General features: G+C 70.1%; 14 protein-coding genes. 2 read left to right on the forward strand and 12 right to left on the reverse strand.

What is annotated here, in order from left to right; translation table 11 throughout:
• From M3E84_RS01565 to M3E84_RS01580, 4 genes are all read right to left on the reverse strand, one after another.
• On the reverse strand, positions 1–1382 hold a 1382-nt coding region (locus tag M3E84_RS01565), incomplete at its 3' end, for an MFS transporter (protein ID WP_259894334.1).
• A 1090-nt stretch (positions 1383–2472) separates the two neighbouring features.
• Complete coding sequence (locus tag M3E84_RS01570) at positions 2473–4272, reverse strand: biotin carboxylase N-terminal domain-containing protein (RefSeq protein WP_259894242.1); 1800 nt, start codon at positions 4270–4272, stop codon at positions 2473–2475.
• A 268-nt stretch (positions 4273–4540) separates the two neighbouring features.
• On the reverse strand, positions 4541–5299 hold the full coding sequence (locus M3E84_RS01575) for a response regulator transcription factor (protein ID WP_259894244.1): 759 nt from the start codon (positions 5297–5299) through the stop codon (positions 4541–4543).
• Positions 5296–6633 (reverse strand): sensor histidine kinase, encoded by a 1338-nt coding sequence (locus M3E84_RS01580; protein ID WP_259894246.1) that lies wholly within the window; start codon positions 6631–6633, stop codon positions 5296–5298. Before M3E84_RS01580 ends, M3E84_RS01575 begins: the two co-directional genes overlap by 4 nt.
• 137 nt (positions 6634–6770) lie before the next feature.
• Here M3E84_RS01580 and M3E84_RS01585 point away from each other — a divergent pair, with 137 nt between their 5' ends.
• Positions 6771–7520, forward strand: a complete 750-nt coding sequence (locus M3E84_RS01585) for a GAP family protein (RefSeq protein ID WP_259894248.1) — start codon at positions 6771–6773, stop codon at positions 7518–7520.
• 13 nt (positions 7521–7533) lie between these two features.
• Here the strand turns inward: M3E84_RS01585 and M3E84_RS01590 are convergent, their stop codons facing one another.
• Genes M3E84_RS01590 through M3E84_RS01600 form a run of 3 tightly spaced genes read right to left on the reverse strand, consistent with a single transcriptional unit; the run spans position 7534 to position 9353 of the window.
• Positions 7534–7863, reverse strand: a complete 330-nt coding sequence (locus M3E84_RS01590) for a branched-chain amino acid transporter permease (RefSeq protein WP_259894251.1) — start codon at positions 7861–7863, stop codon at positions 7534–7536.
• Complete coding sequence (locus M3E84_RS01595) at positions 7856–8674, reverse strand: AzlC family ABC transporter permease (RefSeq protein ID WP_259894253.1); 819 nt, start codon at positions 8672–8674, stop codon at positions 7856–7858. The genes M3E84_RS01590 and M3E84_RS01595 overlap by 8 nt, the downstream gene beginning before the upstream one ends.
• Positions 8675–8714: 40 nt before the next feature.
• Positions 8715–9353, reverse strand: coding sequence for a nucleoside triphosphate pyrophosphatase (locus M3E84_RS01600; protein ID WP_259894255.1), 639 nt, complete (start codon positions 9351–9353; stop codon positions 8715–8717).
• A gap of 254 nt (positions 9354–9607) precedes the next feature.
• Between M3E84_RS01600 and M3E84_RS01605 the strand changes: the two genes are divergently transcribed.
• A complete protein-coding gene (locus M3E84_RS01605; protein WP_259894257.1) occupies positions 9608–10678 on the forward strand; it encodes a biotin/lipoate A/B protein ligase family protein in 1071 nt (356 codons plus the stop codon).
• A 14-nt stretch (positions 10679–10692) separates the two neighbouring features.
• Here the strand turns inward: M3E84_RS01605 and M3E84_RS01610 are convergent, their stop codons facing one another.
• From M3E84_RS01610 to M3E84_RS01630, 5 genes are all read right to left on the reverse strand, one after another.
• A complete protein-coding gene (locus M3E84_RS01610; protein ID WP_259894259.1) occupies positions 10693–11118 on the reverse strand; it encodes a ChaB family protein in 426 nt (141 codons plus the stop codon).
• Positions 11119–11251: 133 nt separating this feature from the next.
• Entirely contained in the window at positions 11252–12286 is a 1035-nt protein-coding gene (gene adhP / locus M3E84_RS01615) for an alcohol dehydrogenase AdhP (protein WP_259894261.1), read from the reverse strand.
• Positions 12287–12528: 242 nt separating this feature from the next.
• Positions 12529–12957: a DUF779 domain-containing protein gene (locus M3E84_RS01620; RefSeq protein WP_259894262.1), complete on the reverse strand. Its 429-nt coding sequence runs from the start codon at positions 12955–12957 to the stop codon at positions 12529–12531.
• Positions 12957–14480: an aldehyde dehydrogenase family protein gene (locus M3E84_RS01625; protein ID WP_259894264.1), complete on the reverse strand. Its 1524-nt coding sequence runs from the start codon at positions 14478–14480 to the stop codon at positions 12957–12959. Before M3E84_RS01625 ends, M3E84_RS01620 begins: the two co-directional genes overlap by 1 nt.
• Positions 14481–14731: 251 nt before the next feature.
• Complete coding sequence (locus M3E84_RS01630; protein ID WP_259894265.1) at positions 14732–16267, reverse strand: dicarboxylate/amino acid:cation symporter; 1536 nt, start codon at positions 16265–16267, stop codon at positions 14732–14734.
• Between the last annotated feature and the right edge of the window lie 62 nt (positions 16268–16329).

The raw sequence follows: 16329 nt of genomic DNA on the forward strand, positions 1-16329 counted from the left end.
GTCCCGACCGAGCGCATGTCCACGTCCTTGGTCTCCGGGGAGAGCCACAGGGCGATGAACGTGATGGCCGCGGCCAGCGAGAGGTACAGGCCCACCGCCGAGACGCCGAAGCGCGAGGTCAGCCACACCGCCACGAACGGCGTCAGAGCCGCACCCAGGATCGAGGCCACGTTGTAGGCGATGCCCGAGCCCGTGTAGCGCACGTTCGTGGGGAACAGCTCCGGCAGCACGGCGGACATGGACCCGAAGGTCAGGCCCATCAGCGCCATGCCCAGCGCCAGGAAGCACAGCAGGCGCACCATGTTGATCTCGGTGCCGGCGCCGAGGTTCTCCGGGGCGATGAACCAGCCGAAGATCAGCCCGAAGCCCACGATGACGGCCGAGATCACCAGCAGGGAGGACCGGCGCCCGAAGCGATCCGCCAGCCAGCCCGAGACCGGGACCATGGCGGCGAAGAGCAGCACCGCGATCAGCTGGATCACCAGGAACGTGCGGTAGGGGATGCCGAGCATGCCGGCCTCGGGGGAGCCGATGCCGTAGGAGAGGATCCAGGCGGTCATCAGGTAGAAGAGCACGTAGGTGGCCAGCATGATGAAGGTGCCCTGGATCATCTGGACCCACGACGTGCGGAAGGCCTCGCCCAGCGGGGACTTCACCTCCTGCTTGGCCTCCAGCGCCTGCTGGAAGACCGGGGTCTCGGCAATCGCGAAGCGCACGTACAGGCCGATGGCCACCATGACGATCGAGGCCAGGAACGGGATGCGCCAGCCCCAGGCCAGGAACCCGTGCTCGAGCCCGTCGACGGCGCCCGAGGTGAAGCCCATGGCCATGGTTAGCAGCAGCATGAAGCCGTTGGCCAGGATGAACCCGAACGGCGCACCGAGCTGGGGCCACATGGCGGCGCGTCCGCGCTTGCCCTCCTCGGCGTACTCCGTGGCCAGCAGCGCCGCCCCGGACCACTCGCCGCCCAGGCCCAGGCCCTGGCTGAAGCGCAGGATCGTCAGCAGCAGCGGCGCCCAGATGCCGATCGCGTAGTAGGTGGGCAGCAGTCCGATCAGGAACGTGGCGATGCCCATGGTCAGCAGCGCGCCGATCAGCGTGGCCTTGCGTCCCACGCGATCGCCGAAGTGCCCGAAGAGCACCGAGCCGATCGGGCGGGCCACGAACGCGGCGCCGAAGGTCGCCATCGAGGCCAGCAGCTTGGCGGTCTCGTTCTCGCCCGTGAAGAACAGGACGGGGAACACCGCGACGGCGGCCGTGGCGTAGATGTAGAAGTCGTAGAACTCGATGGTCGTGCCGATCAGCGAGGCCAGGACGACCTTGCTGCGGCTGACCGGGGGCGTGCTGTCGACGGCCGCGGCGGGCTCGGCGGAGGAGGACATGGCGGTGCTTTCCACGAGGTGATGGGAACGCCCGACAGGCTACTGAGGCGTGATCGTATCGTGATATTCCGTCTCACTATGTGGTCATGGTCTGACCGCCGTCTGCTGCCCGCGCGCTGCGGGTCCTTCAGATCGGCTGCGACCACGGTGCGCACGGCCCATCCGGCGTCCGCCAGCAGGTGGAGCCGGTGCTGCTCATCGCCGTAGGTCCTCCGGTCCTCGTAATGGACGCGGCCGTTGTACTCGAGCGCCGTGCGCTGCTCGCGCCAGGCCAGGTCCAGCACGAACCGCGACCCGTCCCGCACGATGACCGGCAGGTTCATGGATGGCTCAGCGAATCCAGTGCGCACGACGAGCAGCCTCAGCAGAGTCTCCATAGGGGACGAGGTGTTCGCCGAGCTGAGCTCGACCGCCCGACGGAATCGAGCGATGCGGCGCGTGCCTGGAGGGAGGTCGTCGACCTCGCGCAGCAGCGAGTCCGCACTCAGCTGGGGGAGGACACCATGGCACCCCAGGGTCCGAGCACCGAACGCAGCCCGAGGCTCTTGTGGAGGAGCATCGCCCCACTGTGCTCGTTCTGCCGTTGCTCCACGTAGGACAGCTGCGGCAGGGGTTCCAGCGCTCGGAAACGGGACTCCTTGCCCAGCAATCCATGCGTCTAGGGCGCGGGTGAGCAGCTCAGTGGCAGCCCCCACAGCTGCGCAGCACTCAGGTGGGAGACGAGAAGAATGTCCGCGCAGTGCAGCTGCAGCAGCGCGGCTCGCTCCCAGACCCTCAGGATGGGCTGCGGTTCACCTTCGCCCACGGAGACGAGCTGGTCCTCGGCCGTCGTCGTCCGCGAACGCGCGGCGGGTGGCAGCCTGGCCCAGAGGCTGCGGGTGACTCATTCGAAGCTCGGGTCGCCGGCGAGGCTGCGGGGGCTGCGGCTCCAGGCGGCGGCGGTGCGCAGCTCGGGGCGAGAGAAGCGAGCGCGGGCGCGATGATCATGCATGCGCGGCAGGCTAGGGGCGGAATCGGGGCCAGGGGCCGGATCGGCGCAGGAAAGCGTCGATCCGGCCCCTTCACGAGGCGGCCCAGGCGGGCCGGCGGCTCAGCGGATGGTGGCCAGCACGGTGCCTGCGGAGACGGTGTCGCCGGGGGAGACCTTGAGCCCAGAGACGGTGCCGTCCTTGTGCGCCTTGAGGGGCTGCTCCATCTTCATGGCCTCGATGACCACCACGGTGTCGCCCTCGGAGACCGTGTCGCCGTTCTTCACGGCGAGCTTGACCACGGTGCCCTGCATGGGCGAGGTGAGGTCGTCGCCGGAGGCCTTGGCAGCACCGCGGCCGCGTTCGCGGCGGCTCTTGGCGGCAGGGGCTGCGGCCGACTTGCCCGAGCCCAGCACGGTGGCCGGCAGGACGACCTCCAGGCGCTTGCCGGAGACCTCCACGACGACGGTCTGGCGCTCCTCGGCCTCGGTGCTGGAGCCGGGGGCTCCGGCGAAGGGCTCGAGCTCGTTGACGAACTCCGTCTCGATCCAGCGCGTGTGCACGGTGAACGGCTGATCGTCGGCCGGGGCGAAGGCCGGGTCCTCGACGATGACGCGGTCGAAGGGCACGACGGTGGCCATGCCCTCGATCTCGAGCTCTGCGAGTGCACGACGGGAGCGGGCGAGGGCCTGATTGCGATCGGCGCCGGTGACGATGAGCTTGGCGATCATGGAGTCGAAGCTGCCGGAGACGGTCTCGCCCTCGACCACGCCGGTGTCCACGCGCACGCCGGGGCCGGCGGGGAAGCGCAGCGTGGACAGGGTGCCCGGGGCGGGCATGAAGCCGCGGCCAGGGTCCTCGCCGTTGAGGCGGAACTCGATCGAGTGGCCGCGGACCTCGGGGTCGTCGTAGTCCAGGGCCTCGCCGCGGGCGATGCGGAACTGCTCGCGGACCAGGTCGATGCCGGTGACCTCCTCGGAGACCGGGTGCTCGACCTGCAGGCGGGTGTTGACCTCCAGGAAGGAGATCACGCCGTCCTGGCCGACCAGGAACTCGCAGGTGCCCGCGCCCTGGTAGCCGGCCTCGCGCAGGATGGCCTTGGACGAGGAGTACAGCCGCTCGTTCTGCTCATCCGTCAGGAACGGTGCGGGCGCCTCCTCGACGAGCTTCTGGTTGCGCCGCTGCAGGGAGCAGTCGCGCGTGGAGACCACGACCACGTTGCCGTGGGCATCGGCCAGGCACTGCGTCTCGACGTGGCGCGGGGCGTCCAGGAAGCGCTCGACGAAGCACTCGCCGCGACCGAACGCGGCGACGGCCTCGCGCACCGCGGACTCGTAGAGCTCCGGGATCTCCTCGCGGGTGCGGGCGACCTTGATGCCGCGGCCGCCGCCGCCGAAGGCCGCCTTGATCGCCACGGGCAGCCCGTGCTCGTCGGCGAAGGCCACGACCTCCTCGGCGCTGTCGACCGGGTCGGTCGTGCCGGGCACGCGCGGGGCATCGACGGCCTCGGCGATGCGGCGGGCGGCGACCTTGTCGCCCAGGGACGAGATCGCGTGCGGGGGCGGACCGATCCAGGTCAGCCCGGCATTGATCACGGCCGCGGCGAAGTCCGCGTTCTCGGAGAGGAAGCCGTAGCCGGGGTGGACGGCATCGGCCCCGGAGCGCGCGGCGGCGTCGAGGATCTTGTCGATCACCAGGTAGGAGTCCGCGGCGGTGGTGCCGCCCAGGCCATAGGCCTCATCGGCCATGCGCACGTGCAGGGCGTCGCGATCGGAATCGGCGTACACGGCGACCGAGGTCAGCCCCTCGTCCTTGGCCGCGCGGATCACGCGCACGGCGATCTCGCCGCGATTGGCGATCAGGACCTTGCTGACGGGTCTGCGCGCTGCGGAGGTGTCGGCGGCTGCCTGCGGTGCGGTCACTGTGATGGCTCTCCTCAAAAGGCGCGTCTGTCGCGCAGGTCGGCGGGGCCCTGACGGGATCAGATCAGGCGCTCATTCGATCACATCCGCGGCCGGATCGAGATGTAGGGGATCCACAAACCTGCCGGTGCGGTCCCTGGTCGCTTCAGCGTGTGCGCCCCGCGCACATGAAATCTGCTTCGAGTGTAGTCAGCGCCCGCTGACCTCGGCCTGCGACGGAGGCCCTGCCGCCCATCGTCCGCAGAACAAGGGACGACGCCGCGGCGCCTCATCCGCGGCCGTGGCGGCCCCACCACAGCGCGGCCTGCACGCGAGAGGCCGCACCCAGCTTGGCGAGCACGTGGGAGACGTGGGTCTTGACGGTGGACTCCGCCACGACGAGCCGCGCGGCGATCTGCTGATTGCTCAGCCCCTGGGCCAACAGGCGCAGGACCTCGCGCTCGCGCGCGGTCAGGGGTTCGGACGGCCCCAGCGTCCCCGAGGTGCCCGGCGACTCCGACACCCCTGACGACGGGGCCGCGGTCGGATCTTCGAACACCGCCTGCGCCGCGACCGCCGCGGACGGGACCTCCGGGTGCTGCAGTTCCTGCGCCCGCGCTGACTCGCCCGGCTTGGCGATGGCCCGATCGATCACGGTGCGCATGACCTCCGGCGACAGCGCGGCATCGCCGGCGGCGACGCGCTGCACCGCTGCGATGATCTCGGACGGCTCCGCCGTCTTGACCAGGAAGCCGGCGGCACCTGCGCGCAGCGCGGCCAGCACGTAGTCGTCCAGGGCGAACGACGTCAGCATGATGACCTCGGCGCCCGTGCCGCGCAGCGCCTCGATCGCCGTGAGCCCGCTGGCCCCGGGCATCCGGACGTCGAGCAGCACGACATCCGGACGCGTGCGCTGGGCGATCTCGACAGCATCATGGGCCGTGGACGCCTCGCCCACCACCCGCAGGGGAGGCTGCGCCGTCTCCAGGATCATGCGCACGCCGGCACGGATGGCGGCATGGTCATCGGCCAGGACGACGGTGGTCACGAGGCGTGCTCCTCTGCAACGGGACGGCGAGGCTCCCCCGGCGATGGCGATGATGACGTGAGCGTCTGCGCGTCCCAGTTCGCGCGCACCCGCCAGGTCCGCTCATCGATCGGGCCGGCCTCCAGCTCTCCGCCGGTCTCCCGAGCGCGTCGGTGCATCGACGGCAGGCCGACCCCGGAGCCGTCGTCGGCCGTGGCATGGTCGGCCAGGGGTGAGCGGATCTCGAGCACGACGCGGCCGTCGTCGCTTGTCAGCCGCAGCTGCGCAGGCCCGGCTCCCGCGTGCTTGAGCACGTTCGTGACCGCCTCCTGGCCGATACGCAGCGCCTGTGCGCTGAGCCCGGCGTCCTCCAGCCGGGCCAGAGCCTCGGGCAGGACCTCGATCGAGGACTCCGGGCGCAGGGCGCGCAGCCGCGCGCTCAGCGCCTTCCAGGTGGCTCCCTCGACATGGCCGGGGCCGTCGGTGCGCAGGATGTCGATGAGCCGCCGCATGTCCGCCATGGCCTCCAGCGCGCTGGTGCGCACGGCCTCGAGGGACCGGCTCAGCGCCTCGGGATCCTGACGCAGGGCCGCACTCGAGCGCAGCGCGCCGGTCTGCAGCGCCACGGCCGAGAGATGACCCGTGACGCCGTCGTGCAGGTCCTGGGCCAGGTGCGTGCGCTGCTCCTGCAGGCGCAGCGCGGCGCGTGTCTGCTCGAGCTCGAGCTGCCGGGCGGCCGACTCGCGCTCCGCCGCCGCCGCTCGCTCGGCCTGGACCCGGGCCTGCTGGTGGCTGCGGACTTCCCCGGCCCACAGCAGGGGCAGGATCAGCACGATCGCGACATTGATGAGCAGCTGGGTCCATGCGGCATGCAGGCCGGGGAAGGACAGCGCCCCCAGAAGAAGGCTCGCCGTCAGCCCCAGGCACAGGATGCTGGTGAGCCGGCGCAGGCGCGGGGATCCGTGGCGCACCGCTGTGAAGATCGCCTCGAAGACCAGCAGGGTGGAGACCGGTCCGGCGTCGAGTGCGACGGAAGCAGCTGCCGCAGGTGCGGTGACTGCCAGGACGATCGCGGGGGCGGTGGTGCGCACGATCAGCGCCGAGCAGGCCAGCAGCTGGAGCGCGAGAGCGGTCCAGGCCGGCACGGAGACTCCCAAGATCTGCGTGGCGGGCTCGAACGGCAACAGCTGTGCCAGCACGGCGAGCACAGCGCAGACCCCGGCCACCCCGAGATCCCGCGGGCGCACGACGGACCCGGCGGCCCGGGGTGCGCTGCGCGCAGCGGCCCGGCGCGCGGCAGTCAGGCTGTTCAGGGGCTTGGTCCCGCCTGCGGCCCGCAGCTCGTGGGAGGTCATGGCGCTCACGCTAGAGGAAGCATCCGTCGTCACAAGGTGCTGGGCGCCGATCTCCCCCGAAGGTCCAGATGCCGCCGACCGAAGATGCCCCCGAAGGCCGATGCCCGCGATGCCGGTGCAGCGGGAGGCTCAGGGGCATGGATGCGATGCGAGAGATCACGACGATCAGCGCCGGCGATCAGCTGATGTTCACCGGGCTGGCTCTGCTGGATGCCACCAGCGCGGGGACGCTGGCGCTGCCGGTCGTGCTGCTGATGATGAGCGGGAGGGCGCGCGGGGTCGGCGCCCGGGGGATCGCTGCGCGGGTGCTCGTGTATCTGGGGGTGATCGCCGTCTTCTACTGGGTGCTGGGGCTCGTGCTGCTGGCCGGTCTGCAGGCGGCATTGGAACCGGTCGGGCAGCTGCTCGAGCAGCGCGCCGGGGCCGTGGTGCTCGTGATCGCCGGAGCGATGCTCGCGCTGCTGAGCTGGTGGCTGGATCCCGAGCAGATCCGCAAGCGCGGCGGCGACCCCCAGGCCTCGATGCGCCGATGGATCGAGAGGGCCGACCGGGTGGCCGGCAGCTGGCGAGGAGTGGGCTTGCTGGCGCTGGGGGCCGGAGCCGCGGAGGCGGCCACGATGATCCCGTACCTGGCCGCGATCTCCGGGATCGGGCGCTACAACCTGGGTCTCGCGGCCTCGGGTCTGGTGCTCGGGCTGTACTGCCTGGTGATGGTCCTGCCGGCACTGCTGCTCTGCCTGGCCAGGATGGCCCTGGGGGAGAGGGCCAGCCGGCCGCTGTCGTCGGTGCGGGAGCTGGCCGTGCGCACCGCTCCCGACGCCGTGGCATGGGGCCTGGGGATCGTGGGAGTGATCCTGCTGCTGCGCGGGCTGGGTCAGCTGGGGTAAGCCGGGGCAGGGATCATGCCTGCCACAGCGAGGCCAGGGCCACGTGGGTCACGGTGCCGACCAGCAGGGACAGGACCATGTTCCCGCGCCACAGGTGCAGCCCGATCGTCACGGCCAGTGCGACCGCCGCCGGGATCGAGACGCTCGGGGCCACCAGGTCCAGGTCCTGGAGGGTGTAGATGACCAGGATGATCATCACGCCCACGCCCAGGCGATCGCCGATGTAGGGCAGCAGCCGGGATTCCCGCAGCGGGGCCAGCACGGCGAAGGGCAGGGCCCGCAGCGCCCACGTGATGCCCGCGGCCACTCCGACGGCGGCCAGGATGTAGCTCAGCTCAGGCATGCCGCGGCTCCTGTCCGCTCGTCGGGCCGTCGTCGTCGCTGATGATCTCGACCTGACCGGTCGTGGGCAGGTCGCGGCCGCGGGCCCGGCGGATCGCGAAGCCGATCAGCAGCACCGCCACATAGGCGCCCATGGCCGGGGCCAGCATGCTCGCACCGAACACAGCGGCGCAGACCAGCCCGATGCCGGTCGCGATCACCGGCAGGGGCAGGGACCGGCGCGCCTTGTACGCATCGATGGCCAGCACGACGAACAGCGCCGTCATGGCGAAGTCGAGTCCCTTGACCCACGGCGGGATCAGCGAGCCCAGCAGCGCGCCGACGGTCGAGCTCGACACCCAGAACAGCTGGAAAGTCGCCTCCAGGGTGAGCACGCGCGTGCCCGACCACCGCTGGGCCTCGCGCCCCGACGTCAGCGCGAACGCCTCGTCGGTCAGGGCGAAGGTGCCGTACATCTTCCCGGGGACGCTGCGGATCCGACGCAGGGGGAAGGTCAGCGCGTAGAACGCGTGCCGGAAGTTGACGATCAGCGCGGTCAGCCCGATCTGGGCCAGCGGTGCGCCGGCAGCCAGCATCCCGGCCAGCAGGAACTCGATCGAGCCCGCGAACACGATTCCAGACAGCAGCGGAGCCACCCACCAGGGCAGCCCGTACTGGACGACCAGCACGCCGAAGGCCAGCCCCACGGGGATCACCGCAGCACCCGCGGGCAGCCCGGTCAGCCAGCCCAGGCGCAGCTGCTCACGGGTGTCTTGGGGCTGCACCGCAGCAGGTTCGGGCGGCTGCTGCCAGGCGCCGCTGGAAGAGGTCATCAGGGAAGTCTAGCCACGGCCGGACCACGACGACCGCGGCTCAGTCCTCGCGGCCCCACAGCCGCTGCACCGAGATCCCCGCGCGACCGGAGAGCTGGCGCAGGGCATTGATCGACAGTCCGATCACGGCGTGCAGATCGCCGTCCACACGCTCGATGAAGGCCGCGCCGTAACCGTCCAAGGTGAAGGATCCGGCCACCCACAGGGGCTCCTCGGTGGCCACGTAGGCGGCGATCTCGTCGTCGGTCATCTCGGCGAAGGTCACATCAGCCCCGGCCATCACACCTTCGCTCAGCCCGGTGCCGCCGTCGTCGGGGCTGCGGGTGTCGATCATCCAGTGCCCGGTGTGCAGATGCCCGGTGCGCCCGCGCATCTGCCCGATGCGCTCGAGGGCGAGTTCGGCGGTGTGCGGCTTGCCCAGGGCCCGGCCGTCGAGCTCGAAGACCGAATCGCAGCCGATCACCAGCCGCCCCGCCGCCTGGGGCAGCGCGGCGACGGCCTCGCACTTGGCCCGTGCCAATTCCAAAGCGATCTCCGACGGCTGGGTGAGCCCGGCCCGAGCTACGACCTCGTCCTCGTCGACCTCGGAGCCGAGCTGGTCGAAGGCGATGCCGGAATCGTGCAGCAGCTTGGCGCGCGAGGGGGAGGTGGAGGCCAGCAGCAGGATCGGATCGGTCATGGCTCCACTGTAGGAGCCCGGCGCGCACCTGCCTGCGCATCGACCGGCCGATTCCGCACCGGTCCTCCATCGACCGGCCGATCTCTCACCGTCTCAGTGCTGAATCGGTGCAGGACAGGCCGCTCGATGAATGAAGGGTGGGGAATCGGCCGGTCGCGAAGTCGTGACGTGCTGCAGGGGCGCTTTCCTAGGCTGGAGGGACACGACACGGCGCCGACACAGATGCTGGGCGCCTGCGCGACAGGAGGTCAGTCATGCACGGTGAGTACAAGGTCCGCGGCGGGAAGCTGGTCGTCGTCGATCTGGAGGTCGACGGGGAGGGAGACGATGCCGTCTTCCGTGACGCCGTCGTCTCCGGCGACTTCTTCCTGGAGCCCGACGACGCCCTCGAGGAACTGACGGGTGCACTGAACGGCCTGCCGGTGTCATCGACGGTCGCGCAGATCGCCGCAGCGATCCAGGCCGCGCTGGATCGGCGCGACGGCGGCGCGGAGCTGATCGGCTTCACGACCGAGGCCGTGGGCATTGCCGCCCGGCGCGCGGTGGGAGCTGCGGTGTCCTGGGACGATCTCGATATCGAGGTCATCGACATGAGGACCCTGCCGCCGGCCGAGCACGTGGCGCTGGATCAGGTCCTCGCCGAGGAGGTCGCCGCCGGGCGGCGCGGTCCCGTGCTGCGCTTCTGGGACTGGGACGACGCCCTGGTGGTCATCGGCTCGTATCAGTCGGTGCGCAATGAGATCGACTCCGAGGCCGCTCGCGAGCTGGAGGTGGGCGTCACTCGGCGCATCACCGGCGGCGGCGCCATGTTCATGGAGCCCGGCAACTGCGTGACGTACTCGCTGATCGTGCCCGCCAGCCTGGTCGAAGGCCTGTCCAACGAACGCGCCTACGCCTTCCTGGACGAGTGGGTGCTCGGGGCGCTGCAGGAGATCGGCGTGGACGCGCACTACGTCCCGCTCAACGACATCGCGACCCCGCAGGGCAAGATCGGCGGCGCCGCCCAGCGCCGCTTCGCCGACGGAACCCTGCTGCACCACGTGACCATGAGCTATGACATCGACGCCGACAAGATGCTGCAGGTCCTGCGCATCGGCCGCGAGAAGCTCTCCGACAAGGGCATCAAGTCCGCCAAGAAGCGCGTGGACCCCATGCGCTCGCAGACCGGCATGGCGCGGGCGGACATCATCGAGTCCTTCCGCTCCTACTTCCTGTCCCACTACCGCTCGCACGAGGGCGACTACACCGCCCAGGAGCTCGCCCGGGCCACGCAGCTCGTGGACGAGAAGTTCGGCACCGACGAGTGGACTCACCGGGTCCCGTGATCCGGTGAGCGGGATCAGTTCTCGCGGGCCTGGGCGGTCCTGCGGTCGTTCGCCTTCCGGATGGCCTCGACGAGCTCGTCCTTGGTCATCTCCGAGCGCCCCTCGACCTCCAGGCGCTGAGCGATCTCGTAGAGATGCTCCTTGGTCGCGTTGGCGTCCACGCCGCCGCCGGACTCGCCTCCGGTGCGCCCGCCGTTCTCGGAGCGCTCGTCCGACGGCCCGTTCTCATCCTTGGGCTCCCAGTGATCGCCCACCTTCTCATGGGTCTGCTTCACCGCCGCCCACGCGGTCTGATGCGCCCGGGCCCCGGAGCCGTACTCCTCCCGCGCGTTCTCCAGCGCTGCGGCGTAGGTGTCCTGCGCCTTCTGATCCGAGCGCTCGAGCGTGGAGGGGATCTCCTCGCGCTCGGCGGGCTTGTCGGCATTGCTGGTCGGGCTCATGGCCTGCCTCCTTCGTGGTCGTCCATCAGCAAGCATAGGAACCCGGCACGACAGCACGACGCCTCCGCGAGGGCCCGGGAAAGGCCGATGCGCGGAGGCGTCGTGCCGGCCTGATGAGGCCGAGGGGCGGCGCTCAGTAGTCGAGCACCACGCGACCCTCGATCTTGCCGTGGATCATCTCGTCGAGGATCGCATTGATGTCCTCGAGCGGCCGCTTGCTGAACGTCGGGTGGATCAGCCCCCGGGAGTAGAACTCGAGGGCCTCCTCCATGTCCCTGCGGGTGCCGACGATCGAGCCGCGGATGGTCAGCCCCTTGAGCACGATGTCGAAGATCGGGGCCGGGAAGTCGCCCGGAGGCAGCCCGTTGAACACGATCGTTCCGCCTCGGCGGGCCATGCCGATGGCCTGGCCGAAGGCATCCGGGTGCACGGCCGTGACCAGGACTCCGTGAGCTCCGCCGATGGCCTCCTGGACAGCCTCGGCGGGATCCGGCCCCATGGCGTTGATCGTGATCTCGGCGCCGTGGCGCTCGGCGAGGGCCAGCTTGTCATCGGCGACGTCGACAGCGATCACGCGCATGCCCATGGCCACGGCGTACTGCACGGCGATGTGGCCGAGACCTCCCACGCCGGAGATCACGACCCACTGCCCGGGGCGGACCTCCGTCTGCTTGAGGCCCTTGTAGACGGTGACCCCGGCGCACAATACCGGGGCGACCTCGTGCGGGTCGGCGCCGTCGGGGATCAGTGGGCAGTATCGGGCGTCCACGAGCATGTACTGCCCGAAGGAGCCGTTCATGCTGTAGCCGCCGTTGACCTGGTTCTCGCACAGCGTCTCCCAGCCCTCCTGGCAGTGCTCGCATTCCCCGCACGCGCTCCACAGCCAGGCATTGCCCACGAGGTCGCCGACGGACACGCGGGTGACGCCCTCGCCGACGGCGACGACCTCGCCCACGCCCTCGTGGCCCGGGACGAAGGGCGGCTCGGGCTTGACGGGCCAGTCGCCGTGCGCGGCGTGCAGGTCCGTGTGGCAGACGCCGGAGGCGATCAGCCGTACGAGGGCCTGGTCGCGCCCCGGCTCGGGCAGGGGCAGGTCCTCGATCTCGAGGTCCTCGCCGAAGGCGGTCACGACCGCAGCGGACATCTTCTCGGTGGTGGAATCCGTCATGATCCTTCAGATCCTCTCGGTGCTGGCCCCAGGCCGCTCGTCGGTCTCGGAGCCCTCTCATGTGCGACGACGGCGCCGCCGCGCCTTTCGCAGGTCTCGATGCCCGCGGTCGTCTTCTCGGTCTCGGTCTTGGTGTCGGTGACGGGGGAGGGCGACCGTCGGGTCGACGCTTCCGTGCACCGGATCGGTTCATCAGGTGCACGGAAGCGTCGATCCGACGCCGCCCTGGGGCTGCGCAGCCCTCAGACCGCGCAGAGGTCGCTTCGCGTGAGGAAGCGCCGACCCAGCGGCGCCTCGAGCGAGAACCCGGAGCCGCGCCCGGGCACCGCATCGATCAGCAGCCGGGTGTGCTTCCACGCCCCGAACTGCTCGCGCGAGATCCACAGCTCCAGCTCGCCGAGCTCCTCCCCGGAGGCGTCGTCGAGCGTTGCGGTGCCCAGCAGGACGTCCGCGTCTCCCGTGCGGAACTCGCCGACCGGGAAGCACATGGGCGCGGAGCCGTCGCAGCACCCGCCGGACTGGTGGAGCATCAGCGGGCCGTGGACCGCCCACAGCTCGCGCAGCAGATCGACAGCAGCCTGCGTGTAGCCCACCCGCGCGACGTCGTCCTCCGGCCCCGGCCGCGCTTCCAGAGCGGCCGGGGGAGCCTCCGACTGGTCCGCAGCACCCATCAGAAGAAGCCCTGCGCCTTCTCGGAGTAGGAGACCAGCATGTTTTTGGTCTGCTGGTAGTGATCGAGCATCATCAGGTGGTTCTCGCGCCCGATGCCCGACGACTTGTACCCGCCGAAGGCCGAGTGCGCCGGGTAGTTGTGGTACTGGTTCACCCACACGCGACCGGCCTGGATGGCCCGGCCTGCGCGGTAGCAGGTGTTGGCGCTGCGCGCCCAGACACCGGCGCCCAGCCCGTAGAGGGTGTCGTTGGCGATGCGGATGGCGTCGTCGTAGTCCTGGAACGACGTCAGCGACAGCACCGGCCCGAAGATCTCCTCCTGGAAGATCCGCATGTCGTTGGCGCCGGCGAAGATCGTGGGCTTCACGTAGTAGCCGCCGGCCAGGTCGCCGGGCAGCTCCAGGCGCTCGCCTCCGGTGAGCACCTCAGCGCCCTCCTTCTTGCCGATGTCCAGGTAGGAGACGACCTTCTCGAGCTGATCGGTCGAGGCCTGCGCTCCCACCATGGTGTCGGTGTCCAGCGGATCGCCCTGCACCATCTTCTCGACGCGCTCCACGCCGGCGGCCACGAACTCGTCGTAGATGGACTTCTGCACGAGCGCGCGCGACGGGCAGGTGCAGACCTCGCCCTGGTTGAGCCCGAAGAACGCGAAGCCCTCCAGCGCCTTGTCGTAGAAGCCGTCCTTCTCCTGGGCGATGTCCTCGAAGAAGATGTTCGGCGACTTGCCGCCCAGCTCCAGAGTCACCGGGATGATGTTCTCGGAGGCGTACTGCATGATCAGCCGGCCGGTGGTGGTCTCGCCGGTGAACGCGATCTTGCGGATGCGCGGGTTCGACGCCAGCGGCTTACCGCACTCCACGCCGAAGCCGTTGACGATGTTGATGACGCCGTCCGGCACGAGGTCCTGGATCAGCTCCATCACGACCAGCAGCGAGACCGGGGTCTGCTCGGCGGGCTTGAGGACCACGCAGTTGCCGGCGGCCAGGGCCGGAGCCAGCTTCCACACGCCCATGAGGATGGGGAAGTTCCAGGGGATGATCTGGCCCACGACGCCCAGCGGCTCGTGGAAGTGGTAGGCGACCGTGTCCTCGTCGAGCTGGGACAGCGAGCCCTCCTGCGCGCGGATCGCGCCGGCGAAGTAGCGGAAGTGGTCGATGGCCAGCGGGATGTCGGCGTTGAGGCACTCGCGCACCGGCTTGCCGTTGTCCCAGGTCTCCGCCACGGCGATCTTCTCGAGGTTCTCCTCCATGCGATCCGCGATGCGGTTGAGCATCAGAGCGCGCTGGGTCGGAGTGGAGGCGTTCCAGGACGGGGCGGCGGCCCAGGCCGCGTCGAGCGCGGCATCGATGTCCTCAGCGGTGCCACGGCCGACCTCCGTGAAGGCCTTGCCGGTCACCGGCGTGATGTCCTCGAAGTACTGGCCCTTGACCGGCGGAGTCCACTTCCCGCCGATGAAGTGCTCGTAGCGGGACTTGAACTCGACCTTGGCGTCGGGCTGTCCGGGGTGGGCGTAGACCGTCATGGGAGGCTCCTTCGACTCTCGCGGTGGGCTGCGCGACGACGAGGCATCGCCGATGTGATCTGCAGCACATGCGATCACTATAGGAGCACCCTCCGACGTCGCACAGGCCTCGTCCTCAGATGACGTGTCGAGGACCGGGAGCGCGCCCGCCGCGGCACACGACGACGGCGGGCACCTCCTGCTCGAGGAGATGCCCGCCGTCGTCGTCCCTGCCGAGGCGCTCCGGGGCCCGGTGCGTCCCGGAGGGGGTGTCAGGCCTGTGCGGAGCGGGCCGAGCCGTGCGCGGCCGCGCTGTCCGGGCCGCTCGCACGCTGTGCCGAGGCATCCTCGCCCGGGACGCGGACCTCGGCGTCGCCGGTGTGCTCCGAGGCCTCGCGGACCTGCTCGGAGGAGGCCGACTCCTCGGTGAACGGATCGCCGCCGCTGCGCGGGGCGTCGTAGAGCTCGCGGTCCAGGATGCCCTCGCGCTTGGCCACGATCGCGGCCACGACGGTCTGCCCGGCCACGTTGGTGGCGGTGCGGCCCATGTCGATGATCGGCTCGATCGCCAGCAGCAGGCCCACGCCGGCCAGGGGCAGGCCGAGGGTCGACAGTGTCAGCGTCAGCATGACGGTCGCGCCGGTGGTCCCGGCGGTTGCGGCCGAGCCCAGCACGGAGACCAGGGCGATCAGCACGAAGTGGATCGGCTCCAGGGGGACGTCGTAGAACTGCGCCACGAAGATCGCCGCCAGTGCGGGGTAGACGGCAGCGCAGCCGTCCATCTTGGTCGTGGCGCCCAGCGGGATCGCGAACGAGGCGTAGCTGGAGGGCACGCCCAGGTTGCGCTCGCTGACGCGCTGGGTCAGCGGCATGGTGCCCAGCGACGAGCGCGAGACGAAGCCCATCTGGATGGCGGGCCAGGCGCCGGAGAGCCACTGGCGGATGCTCAGCCCGTTGAGGCGCATGAGCAGGGGGTAGACGCCGAAGACCACGATGACCAAGCCCACATAGAGGGTCACGACGAACACGGCCAGCGAGCCCATGGAGGTCCAGCCGTACTCGAACACGGCGCGGCCGATCAGGCCCAAGGTGCCGATCGGGGCCAGGCGGATGATCCACCACAGCACCTTCTGCACGATCGCCAGCAGCGAGCGGATGACATCCAGGAAGGGCTTGGCCGGCTCGCCGACCTTCAGCGCGGCGATGCCCACGACCATGGAGATCACGAGGATCTGCAGGATGTTGAAGCTCGCGGCGGCGTCGATCGCCCCGGAGTCGCTCAGCTCGGCGTCCACGCCCAGGCCCAGGAAGTTCACGGGCACGATCGACTGCAGGAAGGCCAGCCAGGAGCCCTGCGTGCCCGAGTAGGGCTCGGTGGGCGTGTCGATCGACTGATTCGACCCGGGCTGGACGATGACGCCCAGGACCATGCCGATCACCACGGCGATCAGGGCGGTGATGCAGAACCACAGCAGCGTCTTCCAGGCCAGGCGGGCGGCGTTGGTGACCTGGTCGAGGTTGGCGATCGAGGCGATCACGGCGGTGACGACCAGCGGCACCACGGCCGCCTTGAGGATCGTGACGTAGGTGCTGCCGATGATGTCCAGGACGCTCATCAGCGCGTTGGGGGAGGTCTCGGGATCGCCGCCGATCGCGCGGGCGATCAGACCCAGGATCAGACCCAGGACGAGGGCCGCGATGACCTGGAAGGAGAAGTTGGACAGGAGGGCGGGGAGGCGACGACGGGGCCCGTCGTGCTCCGGTGTGCTGGTGGAGCGGGTCTCTGCCGCTGCGGAAGAGGTGGACATGCCAAGAAGGCTAGGCCCGCGAATGCAACCCGCGCGAGGGAATATGACAGGTTTTTACGCAG

The sequence above is a fragment of the Kocuria sp. p3-SID1428 genome, from assembly GCF_025149945.1.
Taxonomy (GTDB): domain Bacteria; phylum Actinomycetota; class Actinomycetes; order Actinomycetales; family Micrococcaceae; genus Kocuria.

Excerpts from the sequence above, each read along its gene's own strand:
- M3E84_RS01580 (WP_259894246.1), bottom strand. The coding sequence starts at position 6,633 with ATGACCTCCCACGAGCTGCGGGCCGCAGGCGGGACCAAGCCCCTGAAC.
- M3E84_RS01585 (WP_259894248.1), top strand. The coding sequence starts at position 6,771 with ATGGATGCGATGCGAGAGATCACGACGATCAGCGCCGGCGATCAGCTG.
- M3E84_RS01590 (WP_259894251.1), bottom strand. The coding sequence starts at position 7,863 with ATGCCTGAGCTGAGCTACATCCTGGCCGCCGTCGGAGTGGCCGCGGGC.
- M3E84_RS01595 (WP_259894253.1), bottom strand. The coding sequence starts at position 8,674 with ATGACCTCTTCCAGCGGCGCCTGGCAGCAGCCGCCCGAACCTGCTGCG.
- M3E84_RS01600 (WP_259894255.1), bottom strand. The coding sequence starts at position 9,353 with ATGACCGATCCGATCCTGCTGCTGGCCTCCACCTCCCCCTCGCGCGCC.
- M3E84_RS01605 (WP_259894257.1), top strand. The coding sequence starts at position 9,608 with ATGCACGGTGAGTACAAGGTCCGCGGCGGGAAGCTGGTCGTCGTCGAT.
- M3E84_RS01610 (WP_259894259.1), bottom strand. The coding sequence starts at position 11,118 with ATGAGCCCGACCAGCAATGCCGACAAGCCCGCCGAGCGCGAGGAGATC.
- adhP (WP_259894261.1), bottom strand. The coding sequence starts at position 12,286 with ATGACGGATTCCACCACCGAGAAGATGTCCGCTGCGGTCGTGACCGCC.
- M3E84_RS01620 (WP_259894262.1), bottom strand. The coding sequence starts at position 12,957 with ATGGGTGCTGCGGACCAGTCGGAGGCTCCCCCGGCCGCTCTGGAAGCG.
- M3E84_RS01625 (WP_259894264.1), bottom strand. The coding sequence starts at position 14,480 with ATGACGGTCTACGCCCACCCCGGACAGCCCGACGCCAAGGTCGAGTTC.
- M3E84_RS01630 (WP_259894265.1), bottom strand. The coding sequence starts at position 16,267 with ATGTCCACCTCTTCCGCAGCGGCAGAGACCCGCTCCACCAGCACACCG.